The sequence below is a fragment of the Ruegeria sp. K11 genome, assembly GCF_056531905.1.
Window position 1 is genome coordinate 404,196 of sequence record NZ_JBQFMP010000003.1, and the last position, 21,914, is coordinate 426,109.

Here is a 21,914-nt window from a genome sequence, read left to right on the forward strand (position 1 = left end):
TTCGTGGCAGATCTTGCAATTCGCGATCTCGTTAAATCCTATGACAAGACCGAGGTTCTGCACGGCATCAATCTGGATGTGCGCGACGGTGAGTTTGTCGTGTTCGTCGGGCCTTCGGGATGCGGTAAATCGACGACCTTGCGACTGATCGCCGGGCTCGAGGAAGTGACGTCAGGCATCATCGAAATCGCGGGCAAGCAGGTCAATAATCTGGAACCCAAAGACCGGGACATTGCCATGGTCTTTCAGAATTACGCGATCTATCCCCATATGACCGTGCGCAAGAATATTGGCTTCGGTCTGCGCAGTTCCTCGCTTCCCAAAGCGCAGAAAGACGCCCGGATAGATGAGGTTGCCGGCATCCTGGGCATGACCGAGTTTCTGGAACGAAAACCATCGCAGCTGTCCGGTGGCCAAAGGCAACGGGTTGCCATCGGTCGCGCCATGGTCCGCGACCCGGCGGTCTTTCTGTTTGATGAGCCGTTGTCAAACCTCGATGCGCAGCTTCGCACGCAAATGCGGCTGGAAATAAAGAAGCTCCACCAGCAGGTCGGCAATACGATCATCTTCGTCACCCATGATCAGGTCGAAGCCATGACGATGGCCGACAGGATCGTGATCATGAAGGATGGCTACATCCAGCAGGTCGGCACACCTGCCGAGGTCTATCACACGCCGGCGAATACGTTCGTCGCGCAATTTATCGGCGCCCCGTCGATGAACATGATACCGGGCGTCGTGGGCGCAAACAGCATGATCGAAGTTCAATCCGGACAGCGGATCAACCTGGGCTGGGACCTGCCTGAAAGCCGCGAAATCATCCTCGGAATAAGGCCCGAAGATCTGCACCCCGATAATGAGGCTGGCTTTTTGACCGGTGATGTTCTCGTGCGCGAGCCGCTGGGCCACGAAACGCTGATTTATGTTGGCACACCATCGGGTGAAATCGTCGCCAAAGCGGATGGACGAACACCTCCGGACGTGGGCGCAACCGTGATGCTGGGCGCGCGTCCCGAAAACTTGCATGTGTTCGACGCAAACTCTGGCGAGGCACTTGCATGAGCGAGGCACCCTATAGCGGCACGGTCCTTTGCGTCGGTCGCCTCTATTGCGATCTGATTTTCACCGAGGTGCCGCAGCTTCCAAGCATGGGAACCGAAGTCTATGCCGACGGGTTCGGCCTGCATGCGGGCGGCGGCGCTTATATCACCGCCGCACATCTTTCGAGCCTCGGATTCCGAACGACCCTCGGTGCCTTCCTGCCCCAAAGACCATTTGATGGCGTTGTTCGCGATGAATTGCTCCGCGCCGGACTGGACCTGACCTTGTGCGCATCCTCACCACCCTGCGTAGACCCACAATTGACCGTGGCCATAAGCGACCACAGCGACCGGGCTTTTCTGACACGCAGGTCAGGCGAGGCTTTCCCCGATCTCTCAATTGACGATTTGCGAAGGCTGAACGTTAGGCATGTCCATTTCGGGGAACTGGCCACCTTGGTCGAAAAGCCCGAACTGACAGAGACCGCCCGCGCCGTTGGCGCCAGCCTTTCTGCCGACTGCGGGTGGGACGGAAGCCTTGGCGCGGCCGAAGTGACCGAATGGCTTCAAAAGATTGATCTCTTTCTACCCAATCAAGTCGAATTCGACCGCCTGCGCGACATGGGCGCATCAGTTCCAATTTCAGGGTTAACGGTTGTCAAACAGGGCGCGAAAGGCGCGACGGCATATTGTGAAGGCAACCAATGCAGCCATCGTGCCAATCCAGTTGATGTGGTTGACACGACAGGCGCGGGCGACGCTTTCAACGCCGGTTTCCTCTCTGCGTGGCTGATCGGTAAACCGATGCAAGACTGTCTGAAAGCGGGCAACCTGCTTGGGGCAGCGGCCATAGCCCACGTCGGTGGATTTGCTGCTTCGGCCAATTCATGCGGCTCTGTTCTCTAAATGTTAGGATGACATATTCTCACGAGTATATGTTTGATTTACTCTCAGGTTCCGGACCCATTAAATTTGTTGCCGCTATCTCAGTTGCATGATCCACGCGGAATTGTCGGACAAATTCGAACCAGTTTCAGCCAGGCCATTTTCGCTGTCATTTAAGCCATGCAAAGATCACGTCACTCGGCCAGAGCGGAGATGCGTGCCAGCTTGTAGTGGGTGTAGACGGAGGAATGGGCGAAGGCGAATTTCTGTGATGTCTGAGCGCGACCCGATATGATGGAGCCACTCATCTACTGTACGATCCGGATCGCGTTAATGGCATCTGGGACTTAGGGGAATTGTAGCAATATGAAGCGTGCAGGAAACATGGTTCCCGCACGCTGCTCAATCCGTTGCAGTTTCTAAAAACACTCGCGTTGCGCCGTAAACACCGGGACTTCAGTTGCGAGGCCAGTTCCTGCTGTTACCGATGCTAGCCCAAAAAGCTTTGCTTTAACTTCATGGTGTTAGACACCGATGAGCCGAGCCGGTCAGTCCGGTCAAACCATCCCTGCAGTTCCATCGTCTTTCCACCGTCGATCGTAGTATCGAGCATGAAACTGCCGTCGGACTGAACCTGTACCGTGCGCCAGACCGGTGGCGCGGACGGGCTGTCCAGCGTCATTCTGAGACGGGCAAACAATGGCTGATCATCAGCAAGATTGATCGGAGTTTCGGACTGAACGTGCAGTAATCCATGCACCACAAGCCTGCCGTGGAACCAGGTTCCGCGAACCAACTCCAGGGACGTCCGCAGTCGCGGGCGGATGTGGTAGAAGCAGCTTCCCCAAATCTCATCGGCTTCGCGGGTCCTGCGCCAGGCGGTTAGAAGGAAACCGCTGTCATTGTCACATCCCGGGCGGATTATCTGATCGTTCAGCTCAAGCGTACAGTTGAAAACGCGTGCCTCGCCCGATGGAATCCGATGCTCGCGCGGCGAGATCGTCAGTTTCGATCCATGTGGCAGACCGCTTGGCACCAGAGCCGCAACCTCGGTTTCGACCCGGTCGTTATGAACCTGCATCGGGAAAGTTATCGGCGCATAAGGTGAGGAGGTCAGCGCTTCAAAGTCAAAAACGTTCTGCTGCGCGTTGTTATTTTGCAGCTTTACGTCATCCGAAGCCAGAGCGACGGTGTCGCCTGTCGCCGGATCAACCGTGTCGGGGATGGTCCAGTCTATGATCTCCATGCGCATGCACTGATGCACATTGGTCGCGTTATCCACCTGCCAGTCGAAAACGGCGATCTCGTTTGCGCCTGCTCCGACAGATGAAATTGTCTCGGTTCCGCGATTGATCCAGCGGCCATCGTCACCCGCGCCGGGTGGATCGCAAACAAACCAGCGGACTTTGACGTCCAAGGCTTCGACGTTGCCGGCATTGTGGACACGAGCGACCACATAATGCGGTTCGGTCCCGCTGGCGGGGAAGCGCACTGTCTCGCCCTGATCCGTCGGGGTTCCGACCGGATAAACCCGTGGAATTGCCGGGTCCGGGTTATCGCCGGGCCAGTCGACCCAGATGTCGGGGCTTTTCCAGCTTGGAACGTGGTCCTGGAAGTGCAGGTCGATATATTCCGCCTGCTCCCGCTCGACCCGGACCCTGTAGACGGGGATCGACCCGCCCCGGATCGACCGGACATCGGCGATCTCGGCAATACATCCCTTGATGGGAAATTCCGGTGCTGTGGCAAAGTCCCACGTGTCGTTGATCGCCCGCAACTCGGTCCCCTGATTCAACAGATGTACCGACCTGCGATAAAGGCCATTCACCGCCCATGATCGATCGGAATTCGGGTCCAGCCCGTTGGTGGCGATCACCGTCGGCTCAGGGCTAAGGTTTTGTGAAAAGTTTGATCCCTCCGCGCGCAGCTCAAGAAACGCGGTCACGCCGCCATCACTGCCGAGGTTGAGTTTCATCAACTGTCCGATCGGGACAGTACCGCCGACTTCGTCGCGAACATCCTGCCCCATTGCGTTGTCCCAGTATTCGATCGGCACCAGCCAGGCTTCGGTCACATCCGTACCCGTAGGCGAAGGCAAATCGACGAAAATGGTTCTGTTCGTGTTGACGTCATTGGTGTCTGGAATCCAGCCCAGTTTCCATTTCGACCAGCCGCAGAAATGGTGGAAATTTGAATTCCCACCCGCCATCATCGCCCATGGATCTACATAGTCCACGTCGTCACGATAGCCGTTCGCCGAGTACAGATCGGGCAAACCAATTGCATGGCCGATTTCGTGCGCCATGACCCCGGCATGGCTGGAAAGCGTGCCAAAGAACCTTTGCCCGATGATCCTGGACGTGCCCATCTGCACTGGCTCTTCACCGCCTGGCGGATTTTTGTCGGTGGCGTAATGCCCGCGGGCATACATGCGTTTGCCCCCAAACCCTGCCGGGTCATCGCAATCCCAGCGGTCAGCGATCGGGATGCTGGTGCTAGGCGCGCCGACATGGGCGATCATCATGACGTCGAAATTATCAAACATCGCCTCGACAGCGTCGCGATCCCAGGCAGTGGTATTGCGGATATGGTCCATCGCAGCGGTAAATGTGTCGTCGGCCAAATCCACCGAATGGCGCAATGCGTTCGAGTTGTTGGGCCCGCTTTCGCTGCCCGGATTGGGTTGGGACGTGTCCCAGCCGGTACCGCTGAGGCCAGTACTGGACAACCGTTCAATCGTGGCTTCCTCGCCGCCGAAGTCGGCTGTCAGGTTGATGTCGATGGTCAGTTCCTGCGCGCCCGCGTCAAGGTCTGTTCCGACCGACGTGTTGAAATACGCGGCACTGCCGCCAATGCCCTCTCCGGCATCGACCTGTGCTGCGCGCAGACATTCACGGAAATAGCTGCTGGCCGCTGTTGTTGAACTCATGACGCCGGGAATGTCCGCCGAAGACAGCCCAAGCTGGGTCAGCGGTGCCGCCGGAGAGACGGGCCCCGCGACCGAAACCTGTCCCTTTTGGGTTGCCGCACCACCGGCCGAGGCAATGCGAAAACGTCCTTGAGCGCGGCCAAACAAAGTGTCGTCCGACGAGGTTCGGACGCGTCTGAACTCGACATCCTGAATCAGAACCGGGCTGCCCGCAATGCCGGCCTCGGCGGTTCGGATCGCGTCGGTCAGCAATGTTTCCAGATCGCTCAGGAAACCCGCGATATCACCGCCCTGATTCACGGTCAGCGTCGTGGCAGGAAAGTTCAGGGTCAGCGTATGGCTGTCACCTGTCTGGGTTTCCACGGCCAAATCCAGCGTTTCTGTACCGTCGAATGTCAATGTCACCGGGAAACTTCCCAGGTTGCCGCTGCTCCACATGGCCGCAAATGGCAGATCATAGGTATTGACGGCGCCCGCACGGGGATTGGCTTGTATCGACAAGGTCTCGGTCCCGTCCAGCGCAACCGGGTCCGAGAAATCCGCGGGCATCACGGCGCGCAAACCACCGGCCCGGAAGCCATCCCACCAATAGCTGGCCTGCGATTGAGGCAGCACCAAGGGCCGCCGCATTCCGCCAATATCGTGGCCGAATACTGTAAAACTGATCGCAAGCTCACCAAAGCTGCACTCGTCATAATAGTCGTCAACGGTAGAGAATATTCTGGTCGTGGCCTGATCGATCAGTTGGGTCATGTCGGCATCGCCGTAGGTCTGACCGCCGTCGATCACCGGAAAGATGCAGATTTGCAGGGTGGGATTAACTTGCGCGATCTGGTTCCGACGCCCCCAATAGGTGACGGTCTTCGCAGGCGGAGGAACCACAATTGTAAAATCATCCGGCAGACGCGGTTTCAGTTCGGCGACATAGTCGGCAATCCGCCACGCTTCGAGCTGACCCTTTCTGGTAATCTGTACCAGCATCTTCTGTGTCTGGCTCTGGCCTTCGGATACGTCGGCGCCGGCGCGGTCCAGTTTGCGCTCCAGCTTTACGTTCAAGTTGCGGTCCATGACCGCCATTCGGGTGGCATTGGCGCTGAAGGCTGCAAAGTAAGATCCAGCCTTTTGAATCCGGTAGATGGTGAACCCCACCTGCGCAGAATGACGATCATCGCAGGGCTCATCGTCTCCGGGATCGTTCGGATCACGCGGGCCGCCGTCGTCCCCAGGGTCTTTGGGCCCGCATGTGCAATCGCATCCGCATCGCTTTAACAAGAGCTGTAGCACGTAGCAAAGCCGAGCGAAGGGATCGGCAGATTGCGCTGTGGTTGCAGGCAAGGCCGCACGCATATCGACCTTCTGAACCAGCCCTCCTTTGCGGGCCAGCACCAGATGGGTGCCTCCGGCCACTGTTGCGGCTGTGACGCGGTCAATCTCGAACGGGTGAATCTCGACCCCGCCTTGGAGACTATCGGACCCGACCATGACCAGCCTCAGTTCGCCTTTGTCCCGACCAAGAAGAATATTGTGCCGTGCCGGGTCCAGCGCGGTCAGATCGCCATCAAGGGCAAAACCACCAGCCCGCTTGGCCGCACCGGTGCGCCGGTTCACTTCGACGATGGCACGACCACCGTCGGGTTCGGTGACGACAAGGACCAGCTTGCGCCGCAGAACGACCATATCCGTCGCTTTCGCGGCCACATCGTGGGCGATGGGTGTAATCCGGGGTTCGGTGGACAGACCTTCGACGTCAGGGCAATCAGGCCGGGGGCGAAAATCCACCGACACTGGACGCCCCTCTTTGTCCAGACAGTACAAAACCAACGAAGTCGCCCCCGGAGCCGCCTGTGCTTTGGCAACATGCCGGCCGGTCTTGGCCGAGAACAGGGGGCCTTTGCCGTCGTCGAGCCCGTCGAACAAATAAACCGATACCCGGGTGTCGCTGAAGCTGGCAACAAAGCGGTCATCGGTTCCAAACAACACCGTTGGGCCGTCCCCGACAGGACCGCCATCCTCTGCGGGCGGCTTCTTTCCAGTATGCGTTTCGCCTGGTTTACACCAACCGGCAACTTCGGCGTCTCCGTTATCCCGCACCGCGCGATAACCAACCTGATGTACGATATTTACTGATTCATTGGACTTGGGCATGACAATTCCCTCAAAAATGGACTGCGTAGGAAAACCGGAACACAATGCGCCTCAAAACGATTGAGGCACTTTTTGTATGGGCTGTGCATTTTCTCGGCAGTCAGAAAATACGTGCGTATTGAATTCCGGCGAATTCAAATCAAAGAAATTTCAGAAAGAAGAATGTTTAGCGATGCTTGCAATTTTAGCGTGTTTTGCAATTTCTGTAAACCTGACCGCGCCGGGTCTGACAGGGCGACTGATATAAAGGTTGTATGGTCATCAGAGGCGCCGGCGAGAATTCTGAGCAACATCGGGGATTTGCTTGTCAGAGCTAATTCGGGACGCCGGTGTTGTTTGGGTATTCCGGTAGCGAAACTGGAACCGATATTTTGGAGGCATCGGCCAAAATTCGCCAACGCAAAATCTTCAATCCAACCCAATAAGTGCGGGGGTGTTGGTCATTTTGGCAAAAAATATAACGGTACATCCGACAACTCGGTCATGGGATGCCCAGCGCGCCGCAGCTTTATTTCGAGGTTTATTAATAGCTGCTTTCAACATCTCATCGTGCGATCCTCAGACCGCCAAAGGGAATGTCGCTTGCCACTGACCTTCACAAAGACTTTCTCGAGGTGCACGTCCGCTCCGAAAATCTTGAAATTTCTGAATGCGCTTTCATCGGAACTTCGAAGCGAAAATCGGACCACAACGAATCCTCCAATATCAGAAAGCCTCGTGGCTCACTTCGATCCTAAGCTCGTGCAAAATATCGACCATGTTTCGAGGCGAAATCGGATACCGAGCGTCGCCGCCAAAACGGATGACCCAGGGGCCGGTTTAGGGTCTCTTGAACATAGCAGGTCTTGTTATACCCAAACGCGAACAATCAACTCTGCTTGCCTGACACCAGGTTCTATCGACAAGACCGCTAGAGTACCGCAAGGGCAGCGCGCATGTCTCGTTCTATCTTCTGGTGCGCAATGAATGCGTCGTACCGTGCGTGGTGGATGTCCGCAATAACACCCGAACTTGGCAAGATACGTTCTTGCACGGAAGACATCGCGGCCATTGCTCCGGTCAACGACTCCTTGGCGTTACTTGCGACCGCACCAAGCATAGCCGCCCCCAGCAAAACCGGCTCTGGCGAAGATGTCGAAAGAACCGGCACGCCGCTTGCATCGGCAAGAAGCTGTTTGATCGTCGCGCTTTCCCCGGCCCCGCCGCTTATCGCAACAGATTTCGGACAGACGCCATGTTCTGCCTGTGCCTCCATGATCTGCCGCAAACCGTATCCCACGCCAAGAACTGCCGCGACATATGTTGCAATCAGGTCTGAAAGATCCGTCGCGAGTGTCAGACCGGTGACGATGCCGGTTGCGTCCGGATCGGCATAGGGTGCCCGGTTTCCGAGAAAATCCGGAACGATCACACGGGCACCGGCAAGCCGGGCTGCGTCGCTGGCGTTCGGCACGCGGCGTTCGACCTCGCGCAACAGAAAGGCTTGCAGCGACATCCCTTCGGACTGTGCCTGTTCAGTGGCATCCTCACTTGCGGGATGGGTCGAGATGAGGTGCGCAATGGCCTCACCCGCCGCGGATTGCCCACCTTCGGACAACCACATGCCTGGCACCATGGCCGAGAAATACGGGCCCCAGACGCCAGGCACCTTATGTGCGTTAGACGATGTGGACATGGTACACGCCGAGGTTCCGAATACATAAGCCATCGTCGCTTCGGGTCCTGAAACGGGATCAGCACCCACTGTCCCAATGCCCCCGGCATGTGCATCAATCAACCCGGCCCCCACCGGGGTACCAGTGTTAAGCCCCATGCTCTTGGCGGCCTCGGTCGTCAATCCTTGGGCCAGTGCTGTTCCTGGGGCCACAATCTGTTGGCCGATCCGGGCGAACCCTTCTGCGGGCAGTTCCGGTAATCCGATCTGTTGAAAATAGCTTTCATCCCAGCGGTCTTCGTGCGCCAGATAGGTCCATTTGCAGGTCACGGTGCAGGCGGATCGAACCAGCGACCCAGTGGCGGCCCATGTCAGAAAATCCGGCAAATCAAAGAACTGTCCAGCTGCACCGAAGGTGTTGGGTATATTTTCCTTTAACCATAACAGCTTTGGCGTCTGCATTTCGGGCGATATACGACCCCCAACATACTCTAGCACCGGATGTTTCGTGGCATTGATACGCTCAGCCTGCCCCTTGGCCCGGTGATCCATCCAGACAATGACATTGCGCGCCGCCTCACCTGACGCGCTGATGCTCAGCGGTCGCATGTCCGCATCCAAAACTACCATCGAACAGGCGGCGTCAAAGCCGATGCCTTTGACCTCATCCGCCTCTATCCCAGCCTCGGCAACAGCACCGCGCACACAGGCGCAGACAGCCTGCCAGATATCGTCCGAGGATTGCTCGGCGATATCGCCTGCGTCGCGCCACATCCGAATGTCCTGCTTGCGGCTGGCCAGCAGCTTACCAGCGTCGTCGAACACACCCGCGCGGGCGCTGCCCGTGCCAACATCTACACCGACGAAACAGCTCATAGGTCCACCGCGTTGGGCAGGATCACAAGGTCGCGGATGGTGACGTTAGCGGGTCGGGTCAGCATGAAGACGACACAATCCGCGACCTCTTTGGGTTGCATCAGGCTGCCCTCGGCGAGGGCCTGCTCCATTTTCGCCTTGGGCCAGTCGTCAAGCAACGCGGTCACGACCGGACCGGGCAGCACGGCTCCGACCCGCACGCCATGCTTTGCCACCTGTCGGCGCACAGAGTGGGTAAAGGCCTGAACCGCGTGTTTTGAGGCGGTGTAGATCGGCTCCCACACGACGGGGATGACCCCTGCGATGGAACTGGTCAGGATGACATCCCCCGATCCCTGTTTCGCAAGATGGGGCAAAACGGCATGTACGGATCGGAACGCTGCGTTGATATTGAGATTCAGGACCTGGTCCCAGGCATCCGGGTCGCCCTCCAGCACGTCTCCACCGATATAGGCCCCTGCATTGGCGTGGAACGCATCCAGACGTCCCGTCTTATCCAGTATTTGCGGCATCATTTGAGAGATGCTGTCAGGGTCCATCAGGTTGGTGACAATCGGGATCGCAGCATCACCCAGCGTGGTGCAGGCCGCGTGCAACGCATCCTCATCGCGATCCACCAGCGCCACACGCCCCCCGGCTTGGATGCATTCTTCGGCGCAGGCCCGACCGATACCGGATGCTGCGCCTGTGATTGCCACCACTTTGCCTGTCAGATCAGCCATTGCCATGTCCTTTTCGTGTCAAGCCGTATTGCGCCGCTTTGCCTTGAAGGAAAGGCAAACCCTGTCCGATGACCTCATCCGCGCTGTCGGCGACGGGCCGCCACACGGACAGACCGTGCGCAATTTCCGGCGGCATATTGATAAAGCTTTCCATCGCCAGCCCGCCGTCAAATCCGATCGCGGCAAGAGTGGCAAAGATCTCATCCCAATCGCATGTTCCCGCGCCCGGCGTGCCACGGTCGGATTCCGACAGATGGATGTATCGCAGATGGTCGCGGCCATGAAGAATGCCATTTCCAGCGCCTTTTTCCTCGATATTCATGTGATAAGTGTCGAGGTGCAGAAACATGTTTTCCGCACCGATCCGTTCAATAATGGCCACCCCCTGCGCGGCGGTGTTGATCAGATGCGTCTCGTACCGGTTTACCGGCTCAATCCCGAAATCGAGCCCCGCCGCCTGCGCCGCCGCTGCTGCGGCTTCAAGCGCGCTGGCAACGTTGTCCAGCTCGGTCTGGGTTGGTGGCTGACCGCTGCGTTCGCCGATCCCGCCATAGGTCACACCGGTGAGAGCTATGGCGTCCAACCCGGCGGCTTTCTCAATGGCCAGTTTCAGAAACGCCACCGCACCTTCGGGGTTTTTTGAGGCCCAGACCGGCTCGGGTAATCCCAATGAGCACACGGCAGGCAGCTGCGCCTGTTCCAGCAGTCGCCGCCCCAAAGCTGCATCGGTTGATGCCGGATCAAGCAGCGCGATCTCGATGAAATCCATTCCGCATTCCGTTGCCGCAGCGATGGCGCGGGCAGCGCCTTCTGCATCCCAGGACATGGTCCACATGCTGGTGTGGACGCCGAAACCTTTCATATGCTCGAATACCCCCCTTCGATCATCATGATCGCCCCATTCACCAGATCGGATGCGGGCGATGCGAGATACAGCGCCATGTCGGCAATCTCGACCGGCTCACCAAACCGCCCCAAAGGCGTTTTGGCGATGAACGGGTCTTTCTTTTCGGGCGCGGACCACAGTTGTTTGCCCATTTCCGTCAGCACCACGGTCGGGCAGATGGCGTTGACCTGAATGTTGAACGGCGCCGCCTCAGTCATCAGGGATTTGGTCAGGGCGTTCAGCCCGCCTTTGGACGCGGCATAGGCCGCGTGATCGGCCAAGGCGATCACACCAGTCTGAGACGAGATATTGATTATCTTTCCCTGCCTGCGTTCCATCATGCCGGGCAAAACGGCGCGCGACAGAAGGAAGGGTGCGGTCAAGTTCACCGCCATGGTGCGCTGCCAGTCTGCCAGATCAAAGCCCACAACCGGCCCCGTCAACGCGATCCCCGCAGAGTTCACCAGAATATCGATCTGCCCGAACTGATCCAAAGCCGTGGCGGCCACCGATACGGTTTCCTCGGCGACGGCCAGATCACCGGTTATCGCCGCAAATCGCCGCCCCGTGGCCTCGACACGACTGCCCAAGGCGGCCAGGCGGTTGTGGTCGCGCCCATGCGCCGCGATATTCGCGCCAGCCTCGGCAAAAACCTCGGCAATAGCCGTTCCGATCCCAGAAGATGCGCCGGTAACCAACGCGTTCTTTCCTTTCAGGCTGAACCGGCTTTCCCAAGACATGGTCTATTCCAGATTTGTGTGATTGGCCCGCATGCCATCGGGTGTCACGCCCAAACGGTCGCGCAGGTCCAGCACGAGCAGTTCGAAAAACAGGAACATCAGCGCCTCATACAACGAACCCATCGGCAGGATCGAAGTGGCGGCAGCGCCCTGATCGGCGGCCATGGTTTGCGCGGGGAGGTGAATGGTCAGATCCGCAGATTTCGGCACTGAACCATCGGGTTCGGCCGTGATGCAAACGACCTTGGCCGCACTGCTGTGCGCCACGTCGACCAATGCTGCAACGGTCGAGAAGTGCCCCGGCCCCGCACTGACAAACAGAACATCGCCGGAGCCGGCCGGAGGGGCGGTCATATCGCCCACCACGTGGGCGTCGCATCCCAAGTGAAACAGGCGCATCGCCAGCGCTTTCATCATCAGGCCTTCGCGGCCCACGCCGTAGCACAAGATACGGCGCGCGTGCGCAAGGGTCTGTGCCACTGGCGCGATCTGCGCCAGCACATCCGGCGACAAACCGGGCCGCAGCTCTGACAGTAGCCGGTCCGCCAGATCGTCCATCGCACCGGTCATGTCTGACTCAGCCTGATCTGGATTTTGACATCCGTCGGACGGGCCTCAACCGCGCGGTCGAAGGCTTCGATGCTGTGCTCAAAATCGAAGGTTTCCGATATCAGCGGTTTCAGGTCCACCTTTCCCGACCCAAGCAGAGCGATGGCGCGGTCGTACATGTTGGCATAACGAAACACCGTTTCCATCCGGATTTCCTTGGATTGTGCCAGCACGATATCCATCGGCACCGGATCGACCGGCATGCCGACCCAGACCACACACCCCGCCGGAGCCACAGTTTCAAGCGCGGTCTTTACGGACGCCGCCGCCCCGGCGCATTCAAACACCACATCTGCGCCCCACCCTTCGGTTGCGTCCCGTAAGGTTTCGACCGGATCGTCGCGCCCGATCAGGATCGGTACGATATTGTCATAGCGCGCAGCGACCGACAGCTTTTCCTCAACCAGATCAGAGATATAGACCTTGGCGCAACCACCCGCCAATGCCGCCAGAGCCACCATAATGCCAATCGGGCCAGCACCGGTGACAAACGCCACATCGCCCGGTTTGATTTGCGCTTTGGTTGCCGCCTGCATCCCAATCGCAAAGGGTTCGACCATCGCCCCTTCGGCAAAGCTGATATGGTCGGGCAGGCGATAGGTAAAGGCGGAGGGATGCACGACAGACGGTGTCAGGCAACCATGCACCGGCGGCGTCGCCCAGAACTGCACAGACGGGTCCACGTTGTAGACGCCAAGCTTTGCCGCTTTGGACCGAGTGTTGGGAATCCCGGGCTCCATACAGACCCGGTCACCGACGCGCAGGCTGGTTACGGCCGAACCAACCTCGGTGATCACGCCCGCTGCTTCGTGCCCCAGAACCATCGGCGCATTCACAACGAAGGGCCCGATCCGGCCATGCGTGTAATAATGCACATCGCTGCCACAAACGCCGACGGTGTCAATTGCGATGCGGACATCCTCGGGACCCAGTGTGTCGGCCAGCTCGATCTCGCGCAGTGAAAGACTGCGGGCTTTTTCCAGAACCAGAGCTTTGGCCATCTTACACCTCTCTCACTTCTTTTTGGTTTCCAGCAACGCCGCCGCTGTGTTTTCGTCTGTAACCAGAGTGTCGACAAATCCGCGCGTCAATGCCGCCGTGATGATCAGCACTTTGTGAAGACCACCCGCCGCCAGAATGACATTGTCAATCTGGGCCATTTCATCCAGGGAAAGACCGATCACACGCTGGTTCAAAGGGTGGTCGATCATAGCGCCATCTGCGTTCAGGATATGCCCGGTGATGTCCCCCACCCCGCCTTTTTCGATCAGATCGACCGGGTCAACCCCATTTGGCAACGCATCCCGCACCAGCAAAGAGCTTTCCAGATCACCCGTCGCCAGCGCAATGGCACCACACGCGCGTATCTTTTCCAACATGTCACGGATCACATCCTGCTCCATGAACAAGGCCTGACTTTCCGGACTGCCCGCATAAAGCGGTGCGGTGAAAAAGCTGTGCTCGGCGTTGCACAGATCAGCCAGTCGTGTCGTGATCTCATACCCGTTCACATCCGATCCGCGCGACACGCCGCCCATGATCGACACGATCTCAAGATCTGGGCGGTCCAGCGGCTGCATGTGTCGCGTGGCAAGGTTCAGGGTGTTGCCCCAGGACATGCCAAAATGGGTCAGGTTCGGGTCACTCAAGACTTCGCCCAGATGCGCGCCCAACCCAGCCGCCACCAACGGTGTTACCGACACCCGGTCTTCGGGGGATGGGACAACAACCGCGCGGGTCAGGTCAAATTGCCGTTCGAGTTCCCATTCCAGTTGTGCCGCCGCCGCAAAAACGGATTCTACGCTGACCCGCAAGATACCGCGCCGCCGCGCCTCGCTGAGCGCTTTGTTGACGCGCAAACGCGTGGTACCGAACCGTGCAGCCGCATCTGCCTGTGTCATGCCCTCGACCTCGCAGGCCCAGCACAGCCGCACCAGCAGCTGTTCTTCCGGGTCAATCTGGTCAAGTTTGATATAGCGTGACATGGATATCCTTTCCTTTTGTTCCCGTTCTAACGCAACGCAACAGGAAAGGGAGTGGTCGGCGGCGTCATTTCACAGCCCCCATCGTCAGGCCGCGCACCAGTTGCTTGGAGGCAATGAGCGCGAAGATCAGAACCGGGATGACGATCAGGGTCGATGTGGCCATGATCTTGCCGTAAGGCAGGTTGTAGCCCTCCATGAAGGACACGGCCATTGCCGGGGCGGTCTTGGCCTCGGTGCGTGTCAGGATCAGGCCGAACATCAGCTCGTTCCACGAGAAGATGAAGGAAAAGATCGCCGACACGGCCACACCGGGCATGGCCAATGGCAGGCAGATTTTGCGCATGATGGTGAATTGCGACGCGCCTTCCAGTCGCGCGGCCTCGTCCAGATCATAGGGGATGCCGCGAAACTGGTCGGTCACGATCCAGATGACGATCGGCAGGTTGAAGGTCAGGTATATCAGGATCAACGTGATGTGTTTGTCCAGCAAGGACAGGTTCCGTGCGATCAAAAAGAACGGCAGCGCCAGCACGATAGGAGAAACCATCCGGTTGGTGATAAACCAGAACCACAGGTCTTTTTTGCCGCGAAACTCGAACCTGGCCAGGGCGAAGGCGGCTGGCACCCCAAGCAGCAGCGCCAGCAACGTGGTCGAGATTGCGATGATCAGCGAATTGATCAGTGTCCGAAACACCCCGTCCTCGAACAGCGCCTCGCGGTAATTGGCCAGTGTCGGCTCGAAAATCCAGACCGGGGGCGATTCCAGCGCAACGATCTGCGTTTTCAGCGATGTCGTGACCATCCAGTAGAATGGGAAAACACAGACCAGTATGATCAGCACCAGCAAGGCGATCTGCGACCAGTATGAGCGCGTTGTCGTCATGGCTCAGACCTCCTTGTAGAAGACGCGGATATAGATTTGCGCCAGCACGATGGTGATGATCAGCAGAATAATCGCCTGTGCGGATGCCAGACCCTGATCAAAGCCGCGAAACCCGACCCTTTGAATCATCAGCGAAATGAACTCAGTCGACGATCCCGGCCCGCCGCGTGTCAGCGTGAACACCATGTCGAACAGTTTCAGAGTGTCAGCGGTGCGCAGGATCAGCACCGCCACCAGTCCCGGCAGCAGGAACGGCAGTTGCACATAGCGCAGTACGATCCATTTGGATTTTGTCTCAAGCCTTGCGGCCTCTTCCACTTCACCCGGCACCATGGTCAGACCCGCCAGAAGAACCAGCGCCACAAAGGGAGTCCACTGCCAGACATCCCAGAAAATGATCATGGCAAAGGCATTCTGCGGGTCGCCGATCCAGTTGATATCCGCGCCGCCCAGCAACTGGTTCACAACGCCGAATTTCTGGTTGAACATCACCTGACCCAGCAACCCCACAACCGCGTAGGTCGTGGCCATCGGCAGCACAAGGCTGAGCCGCGCCAGTGTTTTTACCAGTGTCAGACCGGGTTGATGCAACACCAGCGCAATGCCCAGACCCAGCGCGATTTGCAGCGGCAGTGCCGTGCCCAGCAGAAAAAATGTACGGCCCATCGCCTGCCAGAACACCTCATCCGTCAGAACGGTCCAATAGTTTTCGAAACCGATGAACTCGACCCGCTTCAGCTTTGTAAGGTTGTAGAAATGCGCCGAGGTCCAGATCGCGTACAGCAATGGCGCGATGCCCACCATGGCAAGACCAATGACTGCCGGGCCAATAAATGCAAAGATTGTCTTGCGAGACACCTGACCACGCATATCCGTCCTCCGGTTTCCCCGGTTGTCTAGGGGCGCACGAATGCGCCCCGCTTATTGTTCTTGTTTACTGGGCCAGTGGCTTGTCGCCGGAATAATAGCCGGCGTCTTCCAGAACTGCTTCCATTCGAGAGCCGATCTCTTGCGCACCTTCTTCAGTCGAGACTTCACCCAGCATCATCTTGGTGCCCCATTCCTGAACGATCTCGGTGATCTCAGGCCATTCCGCGAAACGCGGGCGGAATTCAGGCACGCCGTCCTGCCAGCTTTCAACCAGCGCGGGCACAAACTTGAAGTCTTCCAGACCGTCTTCCTGATAGACAGATTGACGGGCAGGTACGCCGCCGCGCTCAAGATATTCGCGCGCATTGGCCTTCGAGGTCGCCCACTGAATGAACAGATAGGCCGCGGCCTGCTCGGCTTCGTCCGCCTGCGAGGCTACAGCCAGAGAGAACCCGCCAAGCGCCGGTTTGCGCCCTGCCGGGCCTGTGGGCTCGGGTGCGATTTCAACGCAATCGGCGACCTTCGACGTATCCGGCGAGACCACCGATGAATAGAAAGCCGACCATTCGGTGATCATCGCGACATCGCCCTGACTGAACCCGTTCACGGTTTCAGCGTGGTCATAGGCCACGATACCATCAGGCATGTATTCCATCAGCTCCTGGCGGAATTTCAGACCGGCCTGGCTCTCGTCGCTCATCAGGTTCGACTTGAAGTCTTCATCCAAGAACGAGCCGCCAAACGGCCAAAGCACTCGCGCGAAACTGTCAGCCGATTGGGTTTCGTTCCGCTTGGACTGCAACGCAAAGGCATATTTGCCATCTTTGGTCAGCGCCGGGCCATAGGTGTCCTTCAACTCCTGCCAGGTTTCCGGCGGGCCGTCGAACCCGGCCTCTTCCAGCATGCAGCGGTTATAGAACATCAAGCCGGAATAATTGTCGAACGGCAGGCCATAAAGCGTGTCATTCCAACCGCCAAACGCGTTCAGCACCAGCGGGAAAAAGTCGTCGATGTCCAGATCTGGATCAACAGCGTCAGGGAATTTTGCCTGCACATCCGCCAGCGGAATAATCCAGTCGTTTTCAGCAAAGTTGCCGATCCAGACAAGGTCGATCAACGCGATATCCAGATCGCCGCCCGCCACAAAATCCCGCACCTGCTCGCCCAGAGCGTTTTCGTAAGGATGCTTGATGACATTGACCTTGATGCCGGTTTCCTCTTCGAACGCAGGCAGCATGGCTTCGATCGCTTCATAGCCCGGTCGCAGCAGGAACACGACGTCAATCGTTGTGCCCGCATAGGGCTCTGCCGCCTTTTTCAGGCTCCAACCGTCATCTGCAACGGCAGCACCTGTCGCGATGATGCTTGCGACAGCTGCGGTGCCCAGCAAGTTTCTAAGAGTTTTCATTCTCAGTTCTCCTCCCAGTACAAAATCATCTTTTGCATACCAGGTCATACAAAAGTATTTTTTCGACTTGAAAGTCAATACATTTGTTTCTACTGATAAACAAAAGAATATGCGCGAGCCGCACTGCTCGCCGTTGAGGAGGGGTTGCCTTGGCTGGCATCGGAATTGAAGGACTCAACAAATTTTATGGCGAAACGCAGGCCCTGTTTGATGTCAGTCTCGACATCCGGGACGGAGAGTTTGTTGTATTCGTCGGGCCATCGGGCTGCGGCAAGTCTACTCTGTTACGTACGCTGGCCGGGCTTGAGGCCGCGGACTCGGGGCGCATTGAGCTTGACGGGCGAGACGTGACCCATGCCGAACCTGCCGATCGCGAGCTGGCGATGGTGTTTCAGTCCTACGCCCTTTATCCCCATATGAGCGTGCGCGAAAACATGGATTTCGGCATGAAAGTCAACGGGTTCACCCCTGACCTGCGGCAAGAGAGGATCGCAGAGGCTGCCCGTATCCTGCAGCTGGAAGACTATCTTGACCGCAAGCCCTCGCAATTGTCAGGCGGTCAGCGGCAACGCGTGGCGATTGGTCGGGCCATCGTCAAAAACCCCAAGGTTTTCCTGTTTGACGAGCCGCTATCAAATCTTGATGCCAAACTGCGCGTGCAGATGCGGGTCGAGCTGGAAGGTTTACATAAGCAGCTTGCCGCAACCATGATCTATGTGACCCATGATCAGGTTGAAGCCATGACCATGGCAGACAAAATCGTTGTGTTGAACGGCGGGCGTGTCGAGCAGGTTGGAACCCCGATGGAGCTATATCACTCGCCTCGGTCACGCTTTGTGGCGGAATTCATCGGATCGCCGGCCATGAATGTGTTTGCCCCCAGCGACACAGTGAGCGGCCTGACCATCAAGCCGGAAGCGGCCTTCGTCGGTTGCCGCCCTGAACATCTTGAGTTGTTGCCCCACGGCCAAGGCAATACCGACGCCACGGTTCGGGTCAAAGAACAATTGGGAGGCGAGAGCTTACTTTACCTAACCCTCTCGGACAAAAGCGAGATCGTCGCGCGTGTTGGTGGAGATGACGACACGCCTGTCGGCCAGATCGTTGGCGTTCGGATCCCCGAAAATCGGCTGCATCAATTCGGCACCGATGGGCGCGCGCTGTAACGGTGCGCGCGATGACCACAGACGATCCCACCGGGGCAGAGTTTCCCTTATCGCTTGCGGCCTTTAACCTCATTATCTTCGATTTTGACGGGGTCATTGCCGATAGTGAGATCATCTCGCTCTCGACGTTGAAAGAAACCTTGGCTGCGTATGACATTGACCTGCTAACGCAACAGGTTCGACGGCAATTTCTGGGTAAGTCTCTGGCTGCAATTGAAACCTTCGTTGCCGAGAACAGCCCGTCGCGCTCAACCAGTACATTTGCGCAGGACTGGCAAGCCGAACTGTTCCGTCGTTTTCACCAGGAACTCTCACCGATTTCTCATGTCACAGGTTTTCTAGAAGATTTGAACGCGCTGGGTGTTCCTTACTGCATCGCGTCCAGCGGCACGTTTGAACGCATCGGCGTTGCCCTGACTGCGATGCAAATGACGGCTTTGTTCGACAACGTATTTAGCACCGAAGAGGTCGAACACGGCAAACCCGCACCAGACCTTTTCCTGCATGCCGCAGCCCAGCTTGGCGTTGAACCCGAAACCTGCCTGGTGATCGAAGATTCACCTTACGGTGTGCGCGCTGCCAAGGCAGCCAACATGTTCTGCGCCGGTTTTGTAGGCGGTGCTCACCTGCGGGGCATTGAAGACCAGCATGGAAAATTTCTGCGTCAGCAAGGGGCTGACCTGATCATATCATCCTACGAGTCACTCGGGCCCGCGCTTTGCAAGCAGAAGAAAAAACAATAAACGTTTTGAAGGCACTTATGAGAGGCATCGTCGCATGAGCTACCTTGGCATTGATCTGGGAACATCCGGGTTGCGCGCCCTGCTTCTGGCACAAGATGGCAACGTGATCGGCTCGGCCGAGCAATCTTACCAATCCGATCACAAACACCCCGGCTGGAGCGAACAAAACCCCGCAGACTGGATTGGGGCGCTTGAGGCCGCGGTTGGCGAATTGCGCCGCACGCATCCCGAATTTTCCAACCTCCGCGCAGTCAGCGTCGCAGGGCATATGCACGGTGCAACGCTGTTGGACGCCAGCGGCGACGTGATCCGGCCGTGCATCCTGTGGAATGACACGCGCTCTGACATTGAGGCAAAACAGCTGGACGCCCTGCCCGGCGTGCGCGAGATTTCAGGAAACATCGTGTTCCCCGGGTTTACGGCCCCCAAACTTCTTTGGGTCAAAGCGCATGAGCCTGACCTATTCACCCGCGTCGCGAAAGTCCTGCTGCCTGCGGCCTATCTGAACTACTATCTCACAGGCGACTATGTCGCCGATATGTCGGACAGCGCCGGAACATCCTGGTTGGACGTGTCCGGTCGTGCGTGGTCCGAGAAGCTGTTGAACGCCGGGCAGATGAGCGAAACACAGATGCCCAGGCTGGTAGAGGGCTGCCAACCCGCAGGTACCTTACGGCGCGATCTGGCGGCAAACTGGGGCGTCAAGGACCGCGTGGTTGTCGCGGGCGGCGCTGGTGATAACGCCGCCGCCGCATGTGGGCTGGGTGCCCTGAACGAGGGCGATGGGTTTTTGTCCCTTGGCACCTCTGGCGTTTTGTTGGCCGCGCGGGATGGCTACTACCCGGCCCCGGACTCGGCGCTGCACACGTTCTGTCACGCGGTTCCGGATCGCTGGTACCAGATGGGTGTCATGTTGTCAGCAACGGACAGCCTGAACTGGCTGGGTCAGATCACCGGCAAGAAACCATCTGACCTGACGCGCGATCTGGGTGACGAATTGCGCGCCCCCGGCCGCGTCCAGTTCTTTCCCTACCTGTCCGGAGAGCGCACACCGCATAACGACGCGAACATTCGCGGCAGCTTCACCGGGTTGGGCAAGGATACCGACCAGAACGACCTGACCTGCGCCGTGCTCGAAGGCGTTGCTTACGGGCTGAGTGACTCGTATGAAGCACTTGCGCGGACCGGAGCCCGCATAGACCGGCTGATCGGCATCGGCGGAGGAACGAAATCACGGTACTGGGCCAAGCTGATCGCAACAGTTCTGGATGTACCCATAGAACTGCCTCAGGACGGCGAGTTCGGTGCCGCGCTGGGGGCGGCCCGTCTTGCAATGATCGCTGGCTCCGAAGCTACCGCCGAAGACATCCTCAAACCACCCAGGATTGGTGAACGGATCCTTCCGGAGCCCAATATGACCGATGCCTTCAACACGGCGAAAAGTCGTTTCCGGGCGGCCTACGAACATCTTCAGGAAATATCGTCCAGGCGTCGATAAACGTGCCTGGCAGGGGCGACGTCAGACAAGTTCGAACCAGTTTCAATTTGTCGCAGAGGCCGCGAACCAATCCGAAACAAATCTGTCGCCATTCTAAAAAATGAGCGGTGTGTCAGCCTGAATGTCTCTCGGCTGGTCAGCGATCTTTCCTGGTTGAGGCGGTTGGAATGGACGGCGGCAAAATCCCGCAGCTTTTGCATAGGTCTGAAACGCTGAATGGCGCGTTCTGTTCATCGAAACGGCAAGCACGAATTCTCGACGCGGCTGTTGAGTCACCTTGCCGTACTTTGCCTGTCGGGCGATGCTAATTCCCTGAGTTCAGCCCTGTATGATTGCTTTACAGATCAGAAGTTTCGCTCTCGGAAATGCAGAGAATGTCGGCTCGCCAAAAGCGACATTTCTCACACCACTGATGGCGCTCAGTTTGTATTGGAGTATTTCAAGGCCGCGCCGAGCGTAATCGCTGTTGCTTGGATCTGAATGTTCGGATGGTGGCCATGGTCCATAAGACAATGTTTGTTGGATTTGGTCTTCAGACAACAGGGCCTCGACACGGAACATTCCTTCGCCCCTTGCAGTGACCCTGGGCGTGTCGTTCATCCCATGTTGATGAGCCGGCATGATCGCATCGACACGCATTTCACTCACGACAGCTTCATCGCAGATGGAAATCAGAATGAAAAACGGTTGGGCCAACGGGACTTCATCAACGGCTGCGTACAGCGGGGCGCGTTTCGAGTGTTCGAGATCATCCCTTGCCCAATTGGCTCACAAGCTAGGCTCCGGACCCATTGATATCAGTGGTTCGGCATGATTCACGGTTTGAAAACCGAGCGGTGACCATGTCTGATCTTTTCTGGCTGACGGATGCGCAG

17 protein-coding genes and 1 pseudogene are annotated in these 21,914 nt (G+C 57.8%); 5 read left to right on the forward strand and 13 right to left on the reverse strand.

From position 1 onward, the window contains the following. The first annotated feature begins 3 nt into the window (after positions 1–3). Together ACR0K4_RS07060 and ACR0K4_RS07065 are read left to right on the forward strand one after the other, a co-directional pair. Positions 4–1,062: an ABC transporter ATP-binding protein gene (locus ACR0K4_RS07060; RefSeq protein WP_480853385.1), complete on the forward strand. Its 1,059-nt coding sequence runs from the start codon at positions 4–6 to the stop codon at positions 1,060–1,062. Continuing rightward, on the forward strand, positions 1,059–1,946 hold the full coding sequence (locus ACR0K4_RS07065; RefSeq protein WP_480853386.1) for a carbohydrate kinase family protein: 888 nt from the start codon (positions 1,059–1,061) through the stop codon (positions 1,944–1,946). Before ACR0K4_RS07060 ends, ACR0K4_RS07065 begins: the two co-directional genes overlap by 4 nt. Positions 1,947–2,415: 469 nt before the next feature. Here the strand turns inward: ACR0K4_RS07065 and ACR0K4_RS07070 are convergent, their stop codons facing one another. The 11 genes from ACR0K4_RS07070 to ACR0K4_RS07120 all read right to left on the reverse strand — a co-directional run bounded on the left by ACR0K4_RS07070 (position 2,416) and on the right by ACR0K4_RS07120 (position 17,632). Next, positions 2,416–6,999, reverse strand: a complete 4,584-nt coding sequence (locus ACR0K4_RS07070; protein ID WP_480853387.1) for an immune inhibitor A domain-containing protein — start codon at positions 6,997–6,999, stop codon at positions 2,416–2,418. A 910-nt stretch (positions 7,000–7,909) separates the two neighbouring features. Further along, positions 7,910–9,529: an FGGY-family carbohydrate kinase gene (locus ACR0K4_RS07075; RefSeq protein ID WP_480853389.1), complete on the reverse strand. Its 1,620-nt coding sequence runs from the start codon at positions 9,527–9,529 to the stop codon at positions 7,910–7,912. Further along, positions 9,526–10,251, reverse strand: a complete 726-nt coding sequence (locus ACR0K4_RS07080; RefSeq protein ID WP_480853390.1) for an SDR family oxidoreductase — start codon at positions 10,249–10,251, stop codon at positions 9,526–9,528. The genes ACR0K4_RS07075 and ACR0K4_RS07080 overlap by 4 nt, the downstream gene beginning before the upstream one ends. Beyond that, positions 10,244–11,077 (reverse strand): TIM barrel protein, encoded by an 834-nt coding sequence (locus tag ACR0K4_RS07085; RefSeq protein WP_480853391.1) that lies wholly within the window; start codon positions 11,075–11,077, stop codon positions 10,244–10,246. The genes ACR0K4_RS07080 and ACR0K4_RS07085 overlap by 8 nt, the downstream gene beginning before the upstream one ends. A gap of 32 nt (positions 11,078–11,109) precedes the next feature. Continuing rightward, on the reverse strand, positions 11,110–11,877 hold the full coding sequence (locus tag ACR0K4_RS07090; protein ID WP_480853392.1) for an SDR family NAD(P)-dependent oxidoreductase: 768 nt from the start codon (positions 11,875–11,877) through the stop codon (positions 11,110–11,112). Between the two features lie 3 nt (positions 11,878–11,880). After that, positions 11,881–12,447 carry an SIS domain-containing protein gene (locus tag ACR0K4_RS07095; RefSeq protein WP_480853393.1) on the reverse strand — a complete coding sequence of 189 codons (567 nt, stop codon included), beginning with the start codon at positions 12,445–12,447 and terminating at the stop codon, positions 11,881–11,883. Further along, positions 12,444–13,487, reverse strand: a complete 1,044-nt coding sequence (locus ACR0K4_RS07100; protein WP_480853394.1) for an NAD(P)-dependent alcohol dehydrogenase — start codon at positions 13,485–13,487, stop codon at positions 12,444–12,446. Before ACR0K4_RS07100 ends, ACR0K4_RS07095 begins: the two co-directional genes overlap by 4 nt. Positions 13,488–13,499: 12 nt before the next feature. After that, entirely contained in the window at positions 13,500–14,471 is a 972-nt protein-coding gene (locus ACR0K4_RS07105; protein ID WP_480515954.1) for a sugar-binding transcriptional regulator, read from the reverse strand. Positions 14,472–14,535: 64 nt separating this feature from the next. After that, a complete protein-coding gene (locus ACR0K4_RS07110) occupies positions 14,536–15,354 on the reverse strand; it encodes a carbohydrate ABC transporter permease (protein WP_480515953.1) in 819 nt (272 codons plus the stop codon). Positions 15,355–15,357: 3 nt separating this feature from the next. After that, a complete protein-coding gene (locus ACR0K4_RS07115; RefSeq protein WP_480515952.1) occupies positions 15,358–16,224 on the reverse strand; it encodes a carbohydrate ABC transporter permease in 867 nt (288 codons plus the stop codon). 64 nt (positions 16,225–16,288) lie between these two features. Next, positions 16,289–17,632, reverse strand: a complete 1,344-nt coding sequence (locus ACR0K4_RS07120) for an ABC transporter substrate-binding protein (protein ID WP_480853395.1) — start codon at positions 17,630–17,632, stop codon at positions 16,289–16,291. 149 nt (positions 17,633–17,781) lie between these two features. On the opposite strand from ACR0K4_RS07120, the gene ACR0K4_RS07125 reads away from it, so the two are divergent. Genes ACR0K4_RS07125 through xylB form a run of 3 tightly spaced genes read left to right on the forward strand, consistent with a single transcriptional unit; the run spans position 17,782 to position 21,039 of the window. Further along, positions 17,782–18,798, forward strand: a complete 1,017-nt coding sequence (locus ACR0K4_RS07125; RefSeq protein ID WP_480853396.1) for an ABC transporter ATP-binding protein — start codon at positions 17,782–17,784, stop codon at positions 18,796–18,798. An 11-nt stretch (positions 18,799–18,809) separates the two neighbouring features. Further along, a complete protein-coding gene (locus ACR0K4_RS07130) occupies positions 18,810–19,541 on the forward strand; it encodes an HAD family hydrolase (protein WP_480853397.1) in 732 nt (243 codons plus the stop codon). A 34-nt stretch (positions 19,542–19,575) separates the two neighbouring features. After that, positions 19,576–21,039, forward strand: a complete 1,464-nt coding sequence (gene xylB / locus ACR0K4_RS07135) for a xylulokinase (protein WP_480853398.1) — start codon at positions 19,576–19,578, stop codon at positions 21,037–21,039. A 79-nt stretch (positions 21,040–21,118) separates the two neighbouring features. On the opposite strand, the pseudogene ACR0K4_RS07140 reads toward xylB, so the two are convergent. Both ACR0K4_RS07140 and ACR0K4_RS07145 read right to left on the reverse strand, forming a co-directional pair. Continuing rightward, positions 21,119–21,371 (reverse strand): annotated as a pseudogene (locus ACR0K4_RS07140) (IS6 family transposase); the annotation flags it as partial. Beyond that, complete coding sequence (locus tag ACR0K4_RS07145) at positions 21,358–21,735, reverse strand: hypothetical protein (protein ID WP_480515948.1); 378 nt, start codon at positions 21,733–21,735, stop codon at positions 21,358–21,360. The gene ACR0K4_RS07145 and the pseudogene ACR0K4_RS07140, both read right to left, overlap by 14 nt. Positions 21,736–21,914: the final 179 nt, after the last annotated feature.